This is a genomic window from Neorhizobium sp. T25_13 (genome assembly GCF_002968675.1).
GTDB classification, from domain to species: domain Bacteria; phylum Pseudomonadota; class Alphaproteobacteria; order Rhizobiales; family Rhizobiaceae; genus Neorhizobium; species Neorhizobium tomejilense.
Genome location: NZ_PVBI01000017.1, coordinates 41987 through 59917 on the forward strand (window position 1 = coordinate 41987; position 17931 = coordinate 59917).

Annotated in this window: 17 protein-coding genes and 2 riboswitches; of the genes, 7 read left to right on the top strand and 10 right to left on the bottom strand. The window is 61.8% G+C overall.

All coding sequences use genetic code 11. The features are described 5' to 3' along the window. Positions 1–45: 45 nt before the first annotated feature. The 4 genes from C5J22_RS27465 to C5J22_RS27480 all read right to left on the bottom strand — a co-directional run bounded on the left by C5J22_RS27465 (position 46) and on the right by C5J22_RS27480 (position 4294). Positions 46–1068, bottom strand: a complete 1023-nt coding sequence (locus C5J22_RS27465; RefSeq protein WP_105440846.1) for an aldose epimerase family protein — start codon at positions 1066–1068, stop codon at positions 46–48. Between the two features lie 83 nt (positions 1069–1151). Further along, complete coding sequence (locus C5J22_RS27470; protein WP_105440847.1) at positions 1152–2333, bottom strand: VWA domain-containing protein; 1182 nt, start codon at positions 2331–2333, stop codon at positions 1152–1154. 11 nt (positions 2334–2344) lie between these two features. Continuing rightward, positions 2345–3265 carry a homoserine O-succinyltransferase gene (metA, locus tag C5J22_RS27475; protein ID WP_046665166.1) on the bottom strand — a complete coding sequence of 307 codons (921 nt, stop codon included), beginning with the start codon at positions 3263–3265 and terminating at the stop codon, positions 2345–2347. A gap of 58 nt (positions 3266–3323) precedes the next feature. Continuing rightward, a riboswitch (SAM riboswitch) is annotated at positions 3324–3401 on the bottom strand. Positions 3402–3454: 53 nt separating this feature from the next. Next, complete coding sequence (locus C5J22_RS27480) at positions 3455–4294, bottom strand: MoxR family ATPase (RefSeq protein WP_105440873.1); 840 nt, start codon at positions 4292–4294, stop codon at positions 3455–3457. A 94-nt stretch (positions 4295–4388) separates the two neighbouring features. Here C5J22_RS27480 and C5J22_RS27485 point away from each other — a divergent pair, with 94 nt between their 5' ends. The 6 genes from C5J22_RS27485 (at position 4389) to C5J22_RS27510 (ending at position 11062) form a co-directional block, all read left to right on the top strand. Further along, complete coding sequence (locus C5J22_RS27485) at positions 4389–5045, top strand: thiamine diphosphokinase (protein WP_205837232.1); 657 nt, start codon at positions 4389–4391, stop codon at positions 5043–5045. A 3-nt stretch (positions 5046–5048) separates the two neighbouring features. Next, on the top strand, positions 5049–6872 hold the full coding sequence (locus C5J22_RS27490) for an ABC-F family ATP-binding cassette domain-containing protein (RefSeq protein WP_105440849.1): 1824 nt from the start codon (positions 5049–5051) through the stop codon (positions 6870–6872). Positions 6873–7032: 160 nt separating this feature from the next. Next, positions 7033–7482, top strand: a complete 450-nt coding sequence (locus tag C5J22_RS27495; protein WP_046637357.1) for a response regulator — start codon at positions 7033–7035, stop codon at positions 7480–7482. 97 nt (positions 7483–7579) lie between these two features. Then, positions 7580–7687, top strand: a riboswitch (TPP riboswitch). 40 nt (positions 7688–7727) lie between these two features. Continuing rightward, positions 7728–8738 (top strand): thiamine ABC transporter substrate binding subunit, encoded by a 1011-nt coding sequence (thiB, locus tag C5J22_RS27500; RefSeq protein ID WP_105440850.1) that lies wholly within the window; start codon positions 7728–7730, stop codon positions 8736–8738. Positions 8739–8742: 4 nt separating this feature from the next. Then, positions 8743–10362 (top strand): thiamine/thiamine pyrophosphate ABC transporter permease ThiP, encoded by a 1620-nt coding sequence (gene thiP / locus C5J22_RS27505; RefSeq protein ID WP_105440851.1) that lies wholly within the window; start codon positions 8743–8745, stop codon positions 10360–10362. Next, the gene (locus C5J22_RS27510; RefSeq protein WP_105440852.1) at positions 10355–11062 is read left to right on the top strand and encodes an ATP-binding cassette domain-containing protein; all 708 of its coding nucleotides are present in this window, start codon (positions 10355–10357) and stop codon (positions 11060–11062) included. Before thiP ends, C5J22_RS27510 begins: the two co-directional genes overlap by 8 nt. Here C5J22_RS27510 and C5J22_RS27515 read toward each other — a convergent pair whose 3' ends face one another. After that, positions 11063–12478 carry an MATE family efflux transporter gene (locus tag C5J22_RS27515; RefSeq protein WP_105440853.1) on the bottom strand — a complete coding sequence of 472 codons (1416 nt, stop codon included), beginning with the start codon at positions 12476–12478 and terminating at the stop codon, positions 11063–11065. It abuts the gene before it with no gap. Then, positions 12475–12987 (bottom strand): helix-turn-helix domain-containing protein, encoded by a 513-nt coding sequence (locus C5J22_RS27520; protein WP_105440854.1) that lies wholly within the window; start codon positions 12985–12987, stop codon positions 12475–12477. The genes C5J22_RS27515 and C5J22_RS27520 overlap by 4 nt, the downstream gene beginning before the upstream one ends. Before the next feature lie 324 nt (positions 12988–13311). Here C5J22_RS27520 and C5J22_RS27525 point away from each other — a divergent pair, with 324 nt between their 5' ends. Continuing rightward, positions 13312–14826: a M48 family metalloprotease gene (locus C5J22_RS27525; RefSeq protein ID WP_105440855.1), complete on the top strand. Its 1515-nt coding sequence runs from the start codon at positions 13312–13314 to the stop codon at positions 14824–14826. A 14-nt stretch (positions 14827–14840) separates the two neighbouring features. On the opposite strand, the gene C5J22_RS27530 is transcribed toward C5J22_RS27525, so the two are convergent. The 4 genes from C5J22_RS27530 to C5J22_RS27545 all read right to left on the bottom strand — a co-directional run bounded on the left by C5J22_RS27530 (position 14841) and on the right by C5J22_RS27545 (position 17931). Beyond that, positions 14841–15707, bottom strand: coding sequence for an RNA polymerase factor sigma-32 (locus C5J22_RS27530; RefSeq protein ID WP_037081362.1), 867 nt, complete (start codon positions 15705–15707; stop codon positions 14841–14843). 308 nt (positions 15708–16015) lie between these two features. Beyond that, positions 16016–16588, bottom strand: a complete 573-nt coding sequence (locus tag C5J22_RS27535; RefSeq protein WP_046605164.1) for a CarD family transcriptional regulator — start codon at positions 16586–16588, stop codon at positions 16016–16018. Positions 16589–16975: 387 nt separating this feature from the next. Next, positions 16976–17314, bottom strand: a complete 339-nt coding sequence (gene fdxA, locus C5J22_RS27540) for a ferredoxin FdxA (protein ID WP_046637350.1) — start codon at positions 17312–17314, stop codon at positions 16976–16978. 203 nt (positions 17315–17517) lie between these two features. Then, positions 17518–17931, bottom strand: coding sequence for an RNA-binding S4 domain-containing protein (locus C5J22_RS27545; RefSeq protein ID WP_105435737.1), 414 nt, complete (start codon positions 17929–17931; stop codon positions 17518–17520).

A 17931-nucleotide genomic window follows, 5' to 3' on the forward strand; every position in this document is an offset into this window, starting at 1 on the left:
CAATTCGGGCAGAGATAATCCCGATCCGGGCGACGCCGACAGCGATCATTGCTTTGAAAAGACATAGTCCGTTTCCTGCAGCAACACCTCGCCCGGCCGTAGCACCGCATTCGGGAAGTTGGCGTGGTTGATGGCATCCGGCCAGACCTGGGTTTCCAGGCAGAACCCGGCAAAAGCCCCATACCGGCGCCCATCGAGGCCCTCTGCGGGGATCTGCGACAGCTTGAAGGCGGCATAGAGCTGTAGGCCCGGCTCGGTGGTGCGAACCTCCAGCGACACGCCGGAATGGATGCTGCGCGCCAAAGCCACGGATCGCTTGGCCGTTCGCTCCGGCGACAGGCAGAAGTTATGATCGAACAGGACCTGGGCATCGCCGTCGAACCGCTTCATCGGCCCCATGTCGCGCAGGTCGAAAGGCGTGCCCGCGACCGCCATCAGTTCGCCTGTCGGCACCTGCTTGTCATCAAAGACCAGCACATGATCGGCGGCAATCATGATGTCGTGATCGAGCGCATCCTCGCGGCCGTCGAGATTGAAATAGGTATGCTGGCAGATATTGGCGAGCGTCGGCTGATCCGTGGTGGATTGGTAGACGACGGAAAGAACGCCGTCACTCTTGAGTTGATAGGTCGCCGTGACCGTGCAGTTTCCGGGATAACCGGCACGGCCGTCGGGATCGGTGATCCTCAGCACCACCTTGTCGGCCGCATGTTCGACGATCGTCCAGTTGCTGCGGCCGATGCCGTCCGAGCCGCCATGGAGGTGGGTCACGCCCCGCTCGTTCAGTTCCAGCTGATATTGCTTCCCATCCAGCACGAAGCGGCCACCGCCGATACGGTTGGAGCAACGGCCGGGCGTCGCGCCGAAATAAGGAGAATGGTTCAGGTAATCCTCAAACCGTTCGAAACCGAGCACGAGCGGCGGCCGATGGCCGTCGAGCCTGAGGTCCTGGATCACCGCACCCCAGGTGATGACGTTAGCGGTGAGCCCGCCGCCGGAAATCCGGACACGATAGACGGTTTCGCCCTTTTCCGTGGTGCCGAAAACTTCGAAATTCTGGTCCGCCATGAGATTACTCCTCCACCGATATGTTTGCGGCAACCTGCGCGATTTGGCGGCGACCCGCAACGCCGCGGAGAAGAAAAAAGGCTCTATCGCGTGAGCGCCCGCGTCGCCTGTTCCAATCCGCCGAGCGTCAGCGGGAACATGCGCTCGGTCATCAGCTGCCGCATGAAGCCGATCGAGGTCGTATGGCTCCAGTGGTCCTGCGGCACCGGGTTGAGCCAGACGCAGCGGTGGAAATGCTCGGTGATGCGCCTTATCCAGGCCTCTCCCGGCTCCTGGTTCCAGTGCTCCACCGAACCGCCCGCATGGGTGATCTCATAGGGGCTCATCGAGGCATCCCCGACGAAGATCACCTTGTAGTCGGCGCCATAGCTGCGGATCAGCTCGAGCGTCGGCGTCCGCTCCGACCGGCGGCCGTTCTCCTTCCACACACCTTCGTAAAGGCAGTTGTGGAAGTAGAAATGCTCCATATGCTTGAACTCGGCGCGAGCTGCCGAGAACAACTCCTCGACCACCCGGATATGGTCGTCCATCGAGCCGCCGACATCGAAGAACATCAGCAGCTTGACCGCATTGCGCCGTTCCGGCCGGGTCTGAACGTCGAGATAACCGTGTTCGGCGGTGGAGCGGATCGTGCCGGCCAGGTCGAGTTCTTCGACCGCCCCTTCCCGCACCCAGCGGCGCAGCCGCTTCAGGGCCAGCTTGATGTTGCGGGTGCCGAGCTCCACCTTGTCGTCGAAATCGGCAAACTCGCGTTTGTCCCAGACTTTTACCGCCCGGCGGTGGCGGGACTGGTCCTGGCCGATCCGCACGCCTTCCGGGTTATAGCCATAGGCCCCGAAAGGGGAGGTGCCGCCGGTGCCGATCCATTTCGAGCCGCCCTGATGCCGACCCTTCTGTTCCTCCAGCCGCTGGCGCAGCGTCTCCATCAGCTTCTCGAACCCGCCGAGCGACTCGACGAGCTTCTTCTCATCGTCGGTGAGATGTTTCTCGGTGAGCCTGCGCAGCCATTCTTCGGGGATGCTGGCGACATCCAGGCCAGGCCCGCCGGAGATTGCCTCGAGCCCGCGGAAATAGGACGAAAAGACCCGGTCGAACTTGTCGATATGCCGCTCGTCCTTCACCAGCGCCGTGCGGGCGAGAAAGTAGAAGGCTTCCACGTCGAAATCCGCGATCCCTTCCTCCATGCCTTCGAGAAGGTCGAGGAACTCCCGGAGCGTCACCGGAATCTTCGCTTCCTTGAGGTGAAGGAAGAAGGGAATGAACATCGCGTCGAAGCCTATTCGGTACCGATCTTCTCCAGGTCGTAAGGCGTCGTCTGGTAGATCTCGTTGATCCAGTTGCCGAACAGAAGATGTGCATGGCTGCGCCAACGGTTCAAGGGCGTCAGCGTATCGTCGTTATGCGGGAAGTAGTTATGCGGCATCTTGATCGGTACGCCGGCGTTGACGTCCCGGAAATATTCGTCGGCCAGCGAGGTAGAGTCGTATTCCACGTGATTGAACATATAGAGCCGCTTGCCGGCTTTCTCATGCACCAGGCAGATGCCCATTTCCTCGGATTCCATCAGGATTTCGAGGTCCGGATTCTTCTCGATGTCGGCGCGGCGGACTTCCGTCCAACGCGACACCGGAACCTGGAAATCGTCCGAAAAACCGTTGAGATAGATCGAAGACGGCACGAGGTTGCGGTGGCGATAGACGCCGAACGCTTTTTCCTTGAGCTCGTATTTCGGCACGCCGTGGAAATGATAGATCGCCGCCATCGCCCCCCAGCAGACATTCATGGTCGAATGCACGTTGGTCGCCGTCCAGTCGAGGATTTGCCTCATCTCGCCCCAATAGGTGACGTCTTCGAAGGGAAGCGTCTCGATAGGCGCGCCGGTGATGATGAAGCCGTCGAATTTGCGGTGCTTCACCTCTTCCCAGGTCTCATAGAAGGACAGGAGGTGATCTTCCGACGTGTTCTTGGCCTTGTGGCCACCGACGCGGATCAGCGAGAACTCGACCTGCAGCGGCGAGGCGCCGACGAGGCGCGCCATCTGCAGCTCGGTCTTGATCTTGTTCGGCATGAGATTGAGGAGCCCGATCTGCAGCGGACGAATGTCCTGCCGCACCGCCATGGTTTCGGTCAGCACCCGCACGCCTTCGGAAACGAGCGTAGTGAATGCAGGCAGCGTATCGGGAATTTTGATCGGCATGTCTCAACCCAACAAAAATAAAACCGGCGGCAAAATAAATCGCGACCGGTCCGTGGGAAGACATCTTCTCGCGGCCCTTTAGCGACTTTTTTAACGTGGCTGCAAGCCGGCCGGCCAAATCACCACGAATTCTCGAAAGTTCAAATACGCCTTGCTACGACCGGCGTCAATGGGAGCATAATCTTCCGCTTACCGCTCCCGCCGCGCCAGGAAGGCCATCCGTTCGAAGAGATGCACGTCCTGCTCGTTCTTGAGGAGAGCGCCATGCAGCTTCGGCAGCGCGTTCTTGACGTCGCCGCGCAGGTCCGACGGATCGACGTCGTCCGAGACCAGCAGCCGGATCCAGTCGAGCGCTTCGGAGGTCGAGGGCTTCTTCTTCAGCCCCGGCATCTCGCGGATCTCGTAGAACTGGGTGAGCGCGTTGCGCACCAGCGCCTGCTTGATACCGGGATAGTGGACCTCGACGATGCGGGCGAGCGTATCCACGTCCGGGAAGCGGATATAGTGGAAGAAACAGCGGCGCAGGAAGGCGTCCGACAGTTCCTTCTCGTTGTTGGAGGTAATGACGACGATCGGCCGGACCTTGGCGCGCACCATCTCGCCGGTCTCGTAGACATGGAATTCCATGCGGTCGAGTTCCTGCAGCAGGTCGTTCGGGAACTCGATATCGGCCTTGTCAATCTCGTCGATCAACAGGACGAGCTTCGTGTCGGAGGCGAAGGCCTGCCACAGCTTGCCGCGGCGGATATAGTTGGCCACGTCGTGGACGCGTTCGTCGCCGAGCTGGCTGTCGCGCAGCCGCGAGACAGCGTCGTATTCGTAGAGCCCCTGCTGCGCCTTGGTGGTGGACTTGATGTTCCACTCGATCAGATCGAACCCGAGGGCGGCGGCCACCTGCCGCGCAAGCTCGGTCTTGCCGGTGCCGGGCTCGCCTTTCACCAGCAGCGGACGTTCGAGCCGGATCGCGGCGTTGACCGCCACCATCAGATCCTTGTCGGCAATATAGTCCGCTGTACCCTGAAACTGCATCTCGTGATCCTGATCGGTGAACGCGCCGCAAACTAAAAGCTCGCCCGAGGCGGTGCAACAGCTTTCCCTTTCCACCGGCTTTGCGCTATGGGCAATGCGCATGACCCATTCGACCTTCACCATTCTGCTCGGCGGCAATTTACGCGTCACCGACCGCCTGCGGGACACGATCGCCGGCAGCCGCTTCATCGCGGCCGATAGCGGCATGCGCCATGCGACAGCGCTCGGCGTGAAGCCGGAACTCTGGGTCGGCGATTTCGATTCCTCCGACGCCGCGCTGATTGCGCAGTTCCCGCATGTCGAGCGGCAGGCCTTTCCGCCGGCCAAGAACGAGACCGACGGCGAGATCGCGACGGCCGAAGCCGTCGAACGCGGCGCGACAAGGCTGATCCTTGCCGGCGCGCTCGGCGGCGAGCGCAGCGACCATGCGCTTCAGCATCTCTTTCACGCCATGAGCCTGGCCGAACGTCACCTCGACATCCTGCTGACGTCGGGCGACGAGGAGGCCGTGCCGCTGCTGCCGGGCACAAGGACACTGGACCTACCGGAGGGCTCGCTGTTTTCGGTCATCGGTTTTTCCGACCTGGAAGGGCTCGATATCATCGGCGCACGGTATCCGCTCGACAACTTCTCACTCCCCTTCGGCTCCTCGCGCACCGTCTCGAACGTTGCAGAAGGCCGGGTGGAATTCCATTTGAGGAAGGGCAAGGCGATGATCCTTGCCCGCCCCCACGACTTTACAGGAGCCTGACTGTTGGCGCCCCCAATTCTGAAACTTGACGATATTTTCCTGAGCTTCGGCGGCGCGCCGCTTCTCGCCGGCGCCGGCATGCAGGTGGAGCCGGGCGACCGCATCTGCCTCGTCGGCCGCAACGGTTCCGGCAAGTCGACGCTGATGAAGATCGCCGCCGGCATGGTCGAGCCCCAGTCGGGCGAGGTGTTCCGCCATCCGTCCTCGACCATCCGCTATCTCGAACAGGCGCCGGATTTCGCCGACTATTCGACGGTGCAGGCCTATGCCGAAGCGGGCCTCGGCCCGGGCGACGACCCCTATCGCGTCACCTATCTGCTCGAACATCTGGGCCTCACCGGCCAGGAACACCCGAACACGCTCTCCGGCGGAGAATCCCGACGCGCAGCACTGGCCCGCGTCATGGCGCCCGAACCCGACATCCTGATGCTCGACGAGCCCACCAACCATCTCGACCTGCCGACCATCGAATGGCTGGAAGAGGAGCTGCGCAAGACGCGAAGCGCGCTCGTGGTGATCTCGCACGACAGGCGTTTCCTCGAAAAGGTCTCGAATGCCACCGTCTGGCTCGATCGCGGCACGTCACGACGCCTCAACCGCGGTTTCGGCGAGTTCGAAGCGTGGCGCGACGAGGTGCTGGAGGCGGAAGAGCTGGAACAGCACAAGCTCGGCAAAGCGATCGAGCGCGAAGAGCACTGGCTGCGCTACGGCGTGACGGCCCGCCGCAAGCGCAACATGCGCCGCCTCGGCGAGTTGCAGACGATGCGCGGCAATTACCGCGGCCACAAGGGACCGCAGGGCACGGTGCAGGCGAGCGTCAGCGAAGGCCGTGAATCCGGCAAGCTGGTCATCGAGGCCGAAAACATCACCAAGAGCTACGACGAGCGGATCATCGTCGCACCGTTCTCGATCCGCGTGCATCGCGGCGACTGCATCGGTCTCGTCGGCCCGAACGGCGCCGGCAAGACGACGCTTCTGAAGATGCTGACCGGCCAGTTGGCACCCGACACCGGCACCGTCAAGCTCGGCACCAATCTGGAAATCGCCACACTCGACCAGAAGCGCGAGGACCTGGACCCCGAGGACACGCTGTCCCACTATCTGACGGATGGACGCGGCGAGACGCTGCTGGTCAACGGCGAACAGCGGCATGTCGCAGGCTACATGAAGGATTTCCTGTTCCAGCCGGAGCAGATCAGGACACCGATCAAGAACCTGTCCGGCGGCGAGCGCGCCCGACTGATGCTTGCCCGCATCATGGCCCGGCCGTCCAACCTCCTGATATTGGACGAACCGACCAACGACCTCGACATCGAGACGCTGGACCTGCTGCAGGAAATCGTCGCCGGCTATTCCGGCACCGTCATCCTCGTCAGCCACGACCGCGACTTCCTCGACCGCACCGTGACCTCGACCATCGCCCCCGCAAATCCGGACGCACCGGACGGCCGCTGGATCGAATATGCCGGCGGCTACACGGATATGCTGGCGCAGCGCAAGGGCGCGCTGGAGGAAAGGCGCCGCACCGAAAAAGCTGACAGGGCAAAAACCGATACCGCGGCATCGGGTTCCGGCACGCCCAAGGGCAAAGGCAAGCTTTCCTTCAAGCAGAAATTCGCGCTCGAGAACCTGCCGAAGGAAATGGCAAAAGCCGAGGCCGAGATCGCCGCCCGCGAGAAGAAAATGGCCGATCCCAATCTCTTCACCAAGGATCCCGCCGCCTTCAACAAGCTGGCTGCGGAGATGGAAAAGCTGCGCCAAAGCATCAGCAAAATGGAAGAAGAATGGCTGGAACTCGAAATGCTGCGTGAAGAAATTGAAGGCTGATTTGCGATTTGTTAAACTTAACAAATAGTTAGCTGAAAAAATATTTGTCGCGGAGCGGAACATATGATGTCCCGGGGCGTTCTGGGGTGTAAGTAGTGGTCGAAATGTCCCGGGGACGGATCGGCCTGCCAGGAACCGATCAACCGAATGGGGACATCCAATGCTGACAAATGTTACGCGTCGTCGGCTGGCCACTGAGGCGATGAATCAAAGAGTCATGATTGTCGAAGACGAGTTTCTGATCGCGCTCGATGTAGCCGAGACGATCGAAGCCATGGGCCTGAAAGTCGCCGGTTTTGCCAATGCCCGCAAACACGCCCTGGCGCTCGCCGCCTATGCCGATATCGCTCTGGTCGATGTCAATCTTTCGGACGGCCGGACTGGTCCGGAGATCGGTCGCGAGCTTGCCGAACAATATGGCATCACCGTCGTGTTCATGACGGGTAATCCGGACGATGTGGAAGCCGGCGTCAAGGGCTCGCTCGGCGTTCTCACCAAACCGGTCATGCCCGATGTGGTCGAAAAGACGATCGACTACGCCGTTGCCAACCGGCTGGGCGGCATGGCGATCGTTCCGCGTGAACTGAAAGTGTTTCCGCAGAACCACTGAGCCATGAACCACCGAGCCATGTTGCTCCTGCCGAATGCGCCTTGAGCCGGCCGCAGACCGCCTCTTGCCAGCCATTCGCCTCGCCGCTAAATCTGATCCTGCTCTAACGGGGTGCCGCGCGTTTTCGTGCGGCTGAGAGGCCTTTGGCCAACCCGCGGAACCTGATCCGGTTAACACCGGCGGAGGGATTAGACGGCTCTTCATCAGCGCCTATCCCCCTTTGTCACCAAAACGAGGAGACGCTGATGCGCAGCACCATTCTTTCGATACTCGTGGCCGCTACCGCCTTTTCCCTTTCCGCGCCGGCCGAAGCGCAGGAAAAGACGCTGACCGTCTACACCTACGAGAGCTTCATCTCCGATTGGGGCCCGGGTCCCAAGGTGAAAGAGGCGTTCGAAAAGACCTGCGCCTGCAAGCTCAATTTCGTCGGCGTCGCCGATGGCGTGGCGCTTCTGACCCGCCTGAAGCTGGAAGGCAAAGGCACCGACGCCGATATCGCGCTCGGCCTCGATACCAACCTGATCTCCGAGGCGAAGGCGACCGGCCTGTTCGAGCCGCACGGGCTCGACGCCGCCGCGGCCAAGGTCCCCGGCAATTACAGCGACGACACGTTCATCCCCTACGACTACGGCCATTTCGCCGTTGTCTACGATACCCAGGCGATCAAGAACCCGCCGAAAAGCCTCAAGGAACTGGTGGACGGCGATCCGGCGCAGAAGATCGCCATCGAGGACCCGCGCACCTCGACCCCCGGCCTCGGCCTGCTGCTCTGGGTGAAATCGGTCTATGGCGACCAGGCACCGGAGGCCTGGGCGAAGCTCAGGAAACGCGTGCTGACCGTCACGCCCGGCTGGTCGGAGGCCTATGGCCTGTTCACCAAGGGCGAAGTGCCGATGGTATTTTCCTACACGACCTCGCCCGCCTATCACATGGTCGAGGAGAAGACGGACCGCTATCAGGCCGCCGCGTTCTCCGAAGGCCACTACATCCAGATCGAGGTCGCCGGCATGCTGAAGGGGGCGAAGGAAAAGGACCTGGCGAAACAGTTCCTGAAATTCATGGTCTCGCCGGCCTTCCAGGACGTCATCCCGACCACCAACTGGATGATGCCGGCCGCCAAGACCTCCCAGCCGCTCCCCGACGCATTCAACAAGCTGGTGCAGCCGACGAAAACTTTCCTGATGGGGTCGGACGAGGTCGCCAAAAACCGGCAGGCCTGGATCGACGAATGGCTGACCGCCATGAGCATGAACTAATCCCATGCTGACTCGAGCCGAGCGGAGACGCGGGATAGGCTGGGGGCTGCTGAGCCTTGTCGGAATCGCCCTCTTCGTCGGCTTCGCCGTCGCCGCCCTTCTCTCCTGGGACGCCGGCAACACCCAAAGCCGGCTGTTCACCGCCTATACCTGGCGGATCCTGCGCTTCGCCCTGCTGCAGGCGGTTCTTTCGATGCTGCTGTCGGTCGCCTTCGCCCTTCCCGTCGCACTCGCGCTCGCACGCCGCCCGCGCTTTCCGGGCCGTGTATGGGTCATCCGGCTGATGGCATTGCCGATGGGCCTGCCGGTGCTGATCGGTGCACTCGGCCTGATCGGCATCTGGGGGCGGCAGGGAGTGATAAACAGCCTGCTATTGAAGCTTGGTCTCGAACAACCGATCAGCATTTATGGGCTTTCCGGCATCTTGCTGGCACATGTGTTCTTCAACCTGCCGCTCGCCGCGAGACTGCTGCTTGCGGCGCTGGAGCGCCAGCCGGCGGAATATTGGCTGCTCTCCTCCAGCCTCGGGATGAAACCCTTCTCCGTTTTCCGCTTCATCGAGTGGCCTGCGGCCCGCCGCGTCATCCCGGGCATTGCCGGCCTGATCTTCATGCTGTGCGCCACGAGCTTCACGCTCGTCCTGGTGCTCGGCGGCGGGCCGGCTGCAACCACGCTCGAGGTGGCGATTTACCAGTCGCTGCGTTTCGATTTCGACCCTCCACGCGCCATAGCGCTGTCGCTGCTGCAGATCGGCATTACGGCGCTGATCCTGATCGCGATTTCGCTGTTTCCAGCCCCTGACGACGCTGGTATCACGGCCGGCCGGGCGACCCGCCGGTTCGATGGCCGGACGTTGCCCGCGCGGCTCTGGGATGTGCTGGCGATCCTGCTTGCCACGATATTCCTGATCCTGCCGCTCGCCTCGATCGTCGGCGCGGGCGTCCGGGCCAATCTCTGGAGCCTCGTCAACAGCCCCGCCTTCCTGCGCGCCGCCTGGACCAGTTTCACGATCGCACTTTCCGCCGGCCTGCTGGCCGTGCTGACCTCCCTGGCTATCATTGCCGGGCGCGGTGCAATCGCAGACATGAAGACGCCTGGCGGAACGGCCAGGGCGTTTTCCGTGTCCCTGGGTGGGATGTCCTCGCTGGTGCTGCTCGTGCCGCCGGTCGTGCTGGGGACCGGCTGGTTCCTGATGCTGCGCCCGTTCGGCGATGTGGCGCGCTTCGCACCGGCGCTTGTGGCGATCATCAACATGCTGATGGCGCTTCCCTTTGTGATGCGCGTTTTGGCCCCGGCCGTCGAAACGCACCGCAAGCGGACAGGCAGGCTTTCTGCAAGCCTCGGCCTGTCCGGCCTTTCACGGGCATGGAGGATCGATCTGCCGGTTCTGGCAAGGCCGCTGCTGACGGCGCTGTCCTTCGCCATGGCGCTGTCGCTGGGCGATCTCGGCGCGGTGGCGCTGTTCGGCTCCAGCGATCTCACCACCCTTCCCTGGCTTGTCTATAGCCGGCTATCCAGCTATCGAACCAACGACGCGGACGGACTGGCGCTTATCCTCGGCATCATCTGCCTGGCGCTGACGATGATCGGCACTGCCGGCCGGAGGGAAACAAGCCATGGCTGACGGCATCGCGCTGAACAAGGTTGAACTGAAGCTCGGCACGAGGGAATTCCGCTTCGACTGTGTTTTGCCAGCCGGCGCCGTGACGGCGATTACCGGGCCATCCGGCTCCGGCAAATCGACCTTCCTCAACCTCGTTGCCGGCTTCGAGACGCCGGACCGCGGCCGTATCCAGATCGCGGGCGGGGACGTCACGGAAAAACATCCCTCCGAGCGTCCCGTATCGCTGGTCTTTCAGGACAACAATCTCTTCGCCCATCTGGACCTCGCCACCAATATCGGCCTCGGCATCAGCCCCTCGCTGAAACTTTCCAACAGTGACCGGGCCGCGATATCGCAGGCGCTGGAGCGCGTCGGGCTTGGTGGTTTTGAGAAGCGGATGCCGGGGACGCTTTCCGGTGGCGAAAGGCAGCGGGCCGCCTTCGCACGGGCTCTGGTGCGCAAAAAACCGGTTCTGCTGATGGACGAGCCGTTCGCAGCGCTCGACCCCGGGCTCAGGCTTTCGATGGCCAGCCTGCTCGTCGACCTGCATCGCGAGACGGGCAATACGGTGCTGATCGTGACCCACGATCCGGACGAAGTCGGCCGGTTGGCCGACCACGCGATCTTCATCGACCACGGCCAGATCCTGCTGCAGGCGCCAGCCGAGGAATTCCTCGCCCGGCGCGATATTCCGGCACTCGCCGAATTTCTCTCCGGCTGATCAGGCAGCCTTTCCGCGAAACCAGGCGCCGGAGCGGATGGCGAGGAACAGTATTCCTCCATAAGCGACCAGACCAGCTGCCAGCGCAAAGAACAGACCGTTGAGCGATCCGGTAAATTCCAGCGCCAGCCAGCCCCCGAGACCTGCAATGGCAAGTCTCAGAAAACCACAGGCAAGCGGCCAGAGTAGCTGGCCCGCGCCTTGAGAGGCGAAATAGAGCGCCAGCCCGCCGCCGAAGAAACCATAAACCGGCCCGACGATCTGCAGATAGGCGACTCCCGCATCGATCGCTCCATGCTCCTCGCTGAACAACGAAATCCACGCGACGGGGAAGATCGCCGCGATCAGGCCGATCACTTCGGTGATGACGAAGGCAATGGCGGCGCCGGTGAAGGCGATGCGCATTGCGCGATCTTTCTGGCCGGCGCCCATGTTGGTGCCAGCAAGCGCCACCATCGGCGCACCGATGCCGAAGATCACGGGGATCAGCAGATATTCGAGCCTCGCGCCGGTACCGAAACCGGCCACCGCCGAGACGCCCGCCTTTGTCGCCACCAGAGCCGTGGCAATGCCGATGGTCACATTGGTGAGAACGGAATTGATCGCCGCGGCAGCGCCGAGACGGACGATATCCCGGAACATCGCCCAGCGAAGCGGTCCGACGCCGAAGCGCACGAGATTGCGGCCGGAGAGGATATACCAGGCAAGCACCGCGGTGCTGCCGAAACTGTAGAGCACCAGGGCCAGACCGCCTCCGGCGATGCCGAGCCCCGGGAACGGGCCGAAGCCGAAAATGAGAAGCGGCGATACGGGCACGAGGAGTGCGGCACCGACACAGGTAACCAGCGCCGGGAACAGCATATTGCCCGTGCCGCGCACCACGCTCGCCAGGCCGTTCATCAGCCAGACGAAGATCATGCCGCCGAATATAACGTTGGAATAGATGAGGGCCGCTTCGAGTTCCGGCCCCTCGCCGCCGAGCGCCTGATAGATCGGCCGGCCATAGGCGAGCATGATCACCGAAAACAACAGCCCGATCGCGACATTGACGACGACGGCATGCCAGGCAAGCAGGTCGGCATCGTCACGCCGGCCGCTACCGAGCGCGCGGGCGATTGCCGAGGAAATAGCTCCGCCGAAACCGCCGGCAGACATCATCTGCATCAGCATCACGGCCGGAAAGACCAGGGCCATGCCCGCCAGCGCCGCGGTACCCATATGCGAAATCCACCAGGTTTCGATGAGGCCGGTCGAGGCCTGGGCGAGCATGATCAGGATATTTGGCCATGCGAGCCGGATCAGCATCGGCAGGATGGGATCCTGCAGCAGCTGCCGGGTCCGCGGATTGATCGGCGCCGCGTCCGCATCTTCGAAAGGAGACGCCGCTTCGACGGCTTCGGTGGTCACGGCACTCATCGATCAGCCTCTCTATGTGGCAATAACTGGTTCACGGATGGGTAGCGACGGCGGATGCGCTCGCTCGCAGCCGGACCAGCCGCGTTGGTGAAGACCGGATCGCCCAGCGGCCGGCCGCTGCGGCGGTCGATCATCACTGGGTCGGCCTGCTCGCCGGTCTCCCTGTTGACGATCACCACGCTTTCCCCCTCTGGCGCGAAATGCTGGTTGCCGAAGGCAAGCATCGCCTGCACCACAGGCTTGAAGTCGCGACCGCGCTGCGTGAGGTGGTATTCGTCCCGCGGCGGCCGCTCGGTATAGCGCCGTCGTTCCATCAGCCCGGATTCGACAAGCGAGTTCAAGCGGCTGGTCAGGATGTTCGGGGCGATATCGAGGTTGCGCTGGAATTCGTCGAAACGTGTTGCACCTCCCAGTGCATCGCGCAGGATCAGGAAGCTCCAGACCTCGCCGACATGTTTGAGACTGCGCAACACCGGGCATCCGGTGTCGATGGGACCTGTCCGTTTCATGGGTTTCTTCTCCGGCAAGACGTTGCCTTGTGGCATAAGTAACTTGCAATTTGCAAGTTACTATTTGTGTGATCACGTTTGGCGACGGGGACGGCCGGACCGTTATGGAACTCGCCACAATTTGGACGTGCCGCGATGGCATCGCGAAAAGGTAGCGGGGATTTTCATTGCAAACGCACCAGCAAGACATATTTCAACAACAGCATCTGTGCATTCGACGCGAAAATCGCTAAGCGACATAGAGAAGGAGCCGGCTTGGATCGAGAGGACCTCTGTCAAGCCGGATGGCGGACCTTGGGAATGATGGTGCGGAAGACGAGGACGATGAGGCGCGACACAGCGATCCCGGCTGTCTGGACGATTGTCCGTGCCTTGCCCGGTCGGCGGGCCTTGGGCGCTCTGCTGTTCAGCGGTGCGATCCTTTCCGGCTGCCAATCGCTCTTCGACCAGGCTTATACGCCGAATGTTTCTCCCTCCGACTCGCCGCAGATCGTCGACGAAGTGCAGAAGAACGATCCGCGAGCGCAGATGGGCGCGCGCGAGCATCCGCGCATCGTTGCGAGCTACGGCGGCGAATATCGCGACGCCAAGACCGAGCGGCTGGTCGCCCGCATCGCCGGCGCCCTGACGGCCGTTTCGGAAAATCCCAACCAGTCCTTCCGCATCACCATCCTGAATTCGCCGGCGATCAACGCCTTCGCGCTGCCGGGCGGTTATCTTTACGTGACGCGCGGCCTTCTGGCACTTGCCAACGACGCATCGGAAGTCGCGGCGGTGCTCTCCCACGAGATGGGCCACGTCACCGCCAACCACGGCATCGAACGCCAGCGCCGCGAAGAGGCGGAAGTGATCGCAAGCCGCGTCGTTGCCGAAGTCCTTTCCAGCGATCTAGCCGGCAAGCAGGCGCTGGCCCGCGGCAAGCTTCGCCTGGCGGCATTTTCGCGCCAGCAGGAACTGCAGGCCGACGTGATCGGCGTGCGGATGCTCGGCGAAGCGGGTTACGACCCCTATGCGGCGGCGCGCTTCCTCGATTCCATGGCGGCCTATGCCCGTTATTCGGCTGTCGATCCCGACAGCGACCAGAGCCTCGACTTCCTGTCGAGCCATCCGAACTCCACCCAGCGCGTCGATCTCGCCCGCCGCCATGCCCGTAATTTCGGCCAGGAAGGCACCGTCGGCGACAAGGGCCGTGATTATTACATCGCCGGCATCGACGGCCTGCTCTATGGCGACAGCCCTCAGGAGGGTTATGTCCGCGGCCAGACTTTCCTGCATGGCGGCCTCGGCATCCGTTTCGACGTGCCGCCGGACTTCCGGATCGACAACAAGGTGGAAGCGGTGCTGGCGACCGGTCCCGGCGAAACAGCGATCCGCTTCGACGGCGTTGCCGCGGGCGATAACGACAATCTGCCGAACTATCTGACGAGCGGCTGGGTGGCGGGCCTGCAGCCGGAGACGGTGCGGGAGATCCAGGTGAACGGCATGCCCGCGGCAACCGCACGGGCTTCCGCCGAACGCTGGGATTTCGATGTGACCGTCATCCGCGTCGACAATCAGATCTTCCGCTTCCTGACGGCGGTGCCGAAGGGCAGTCCGGCGCTCGATACGACTTCCGAGATTCTCCGTTCGACCTTCCGCCGGATGACGCCTCCGGAAATCGCGACGCTGAAGCCGCTGCGGGTACGCATCGTCACGGCAACCAAGGACGACACCATCGCATCGCTGTCGGCGCGTGTGATGGGAACGGATCGCAAGCTCGACCTTTTCAAGATGATCAACGCATTACCGGCCGGGGCGACGATCTCCCCGGGCCAGAAGTTCAAGATCATTTCCGAATGAGATCGGGGGCCGCCTCAGCAGGCGGCCGCAGCCATCTGCGGATTGGCCGACACCAGCGCCGACTTGAGCTTTTCGATCGCCCGGCTCTCGATCTGGCGCACACGTTCCTTTGAAATGCCGAGTTCGGCGCCGAGCGCTTCGAGCGTCGCGCCATCGTCCGTCAGGCGGCGGGCCCGAATAATCTTCTTTTCACGGTCGTTGAGCTTGGTGAGCGCGCCCTGCAGCCATTTCAGCCGCCGCTCGCCGTCGATCATCCCGGAAACCTGCTCATCCGGCAGCGGTTCGGCGCTGGCCAGCATGTCGAGCCGTTCGCCGCTATCCGCATCGCCAGCGATCGACGGCGCCTGCAGCGAGGAATCGTTGCCGGAAAGGCGGGCATCCATGGTCTGGACATCGGAGACGCTGACGCCGAGTGCCACTGCGATCTCTTCATGAATTGCCCGGGCGGTGAGATTGGAATCGCCGCGGGCGAGCTTGGCACGCAGCCGGCGAAGATTGAAGAACAGCGCTTTCTGCGCGGAACTGGTGCCGCCCCGCACGATCGACCAGTTTCGAAGGATGTAATCCTGCATCGAGGCTCGGATCCACCAGCTGGCATAAGTGGAAAAACGCACGTCGCGGGCCGGTTCAAACCTTGCCGCCGCTTCGAGCAGCCCTACATAGCCCTCTTGTACGAGATCGCTCATCGGCAAACCGAAGCCACGGAACTTCGAGGCCATGGCGATCACCAGACGCATATGCGCAAGGGCAATCTGGTTTCGGGCATCCTGGTCCTGATCGTCCTTCCAGCGGACCGCCAGATCGCGCTCCTCCTCGCGGGCGAGATATGGAGCGGACATTGCTATCTTGATCATCGTGCGGTCTGCGGACATGGCTGTCATGGTGTTCTCCGTGAACGGTCTGATCCGACAAAAACAGCGAGGCACAAACCAGGGACACCGTGCACGCGACAAGCCCGAACGATGATGGAATGAATATCCTGCCGCTTTTGCTCCCCTCGTCTTATGTTCCGCGGGGGATTCACAACCGGCTCGAGAGACCGATCTTCCGCCCCGCACTTAGCTGTCCCGAACGCAAACCGACGCACATCAGTTCGCCGTTCCGGCGGGTTAACGCGGAGGCGGGGAAAAAGTTCCAATAAAAAACCCGGCACGAAGGCCGGGTTTTTGGGAGAACTATGGATGGATGATCAGGCCGCTTCTTCCTGCGCCTCATCTTCCTCTACGTTCTTGCCGCGCTTGGGACCCTTGGCGAGATTGACCTCGACAAGGCGGACGGCTTCGGTTTCGGACATCTTGTTCACGGCAGCGATTTCACGAGCCATGCGGTCGAGAGCGGCTTCGTAAAGCTGACGCTCGGAATAGGATTGTTCCGGTTGGTTGTCGGCGCGATAGAGGTCACGAACCACTTCCGCGATCGAGATCAGATCGCCGGAATTGATCTTTGCATCATATTCCTGGGCGCGGCGCGACCACATGGTGCGCTTCACGCGAGCCTTGCCTTGAACAACCTTGAGAGCGCGTTCGACAAAATCCGTTTCGGACAGCTTGCGCATGCCGATGCTGACGGCCTTTGCGACTGGCACCTTGAGGCGCATCTTGTCCTTTTCGAAATCGATTACGAAAAGCTCAAGCTTCATACCGGCAACTTCCTGCTCTTCAATCGCAGAGATAGTGCCTACACCATGAGCGGGGTATACGATCGATTCACCAGTCTTGAAGCCCTGGCGTGCGGGAGAAGTCTTTTTCTGCTGAGTCGTCATTCGTTTCACAAACTCCCTGTTACTCACCCATTGCCGGGTCGGGGGAACCGGGTCTGTCAGGCCCGGATGAGACGGGGGAAACCGTCGGGTCACTCCATACTGGTCCGACCAACGCGAGCGAAAAAACACCCATCGGGGTACTGCGACCGACAACATTCAAGCGTTGCAATGTCACGGAAACCGCGCTTTGGGTGGTCTGTTGCTTTCGTGATGTTTTTTGGGCACGCACGTGCCGCCTTGTGGAACAGTTCTTATTGTCTACCACAAAAAAGTGCGGAAATCAATAATTTGCTTTTGCAGGTGCACAGAGCACTATAGCCGCGCTCTGCCCAACAAAAAGGCAAAGTGATTCGAAACTGCTTCCGAGCCATTCCGTCGCGGCAAATCTCAATCGCCCTTGCCGGGTTCGGCGGAGAAATACTGCTCGTACTTGTTGGTGACGCCGTCCATCTCCTTGGCCTCGGGCAGCGCATCGCGCTTGACCGTGATGTTGGGCCAGATCTGAGCGAACTCGGTGTTTATCTTGAGCCATTTGTCGAGGCCTGGTTCCGTGTCCGGCTTGATCGCCTCGGCGGGACATTCCGGTTCGCAGACGCCGCAATCGATGCACTCGTCGGGATGGATGACGAGGAAGTTTTCGCCTTCATAAAAGCAGTCGACCGGGCAGACCTCGACGCAGTCGGTGTATTTGCAGCGGATACAATTGTCGGTCACGACATACGTCATGCGGCACTCCAGGACTATCGCGGATCAGCGGCACGTCGACGGATGGGAAGCGCCGGCACACCGGAAAGCCGGGAGAGGCGAAAACCCAACTGCAAAAATGACAGGAGGTAGGCGATCCGGCTTTTCGACAGTCAGGTAAAGCCTTTGGCTTGGCTTAGCAAGGATATCCGTGCTGAAAACCTAGGCGCAGCGGGTCGTTTTTTCTAATCTAGGTCCGCGTCGATACCCGGAAACAGCCGATCGGTGTCGCGGCGCTCCTTCTTGGTCGGCCGGCCGCTTCCCTGCGCGCGTTGCGCCTGTTCGAACAGCGTCAGCCTCTTGGCTTCTTCGGGAGGCGGACTGAGATCTTCGTAGAGCAGCCGGGCCTCTTCGAAAGGTCCTCGCCTTTCCCCGCCGGCCTTGACCACCAGCACGAGATCGCGACGCTCGAGCTTGAGGTCGATACGGTCCCCCGGCTTCACCTGGGAGCTGGGTTGGGACACCAGGTCTCCATTCACCCGCACGTGGTTCGAGCGGATGAGATCCTGGGCGATCGACCGTGACTTCGCCATGCGGGCAAAAAACAGCCACTTGTCGATGCGCTGGCGCGAACCGGGTTGTGGCTGTTTTTCCGTCAT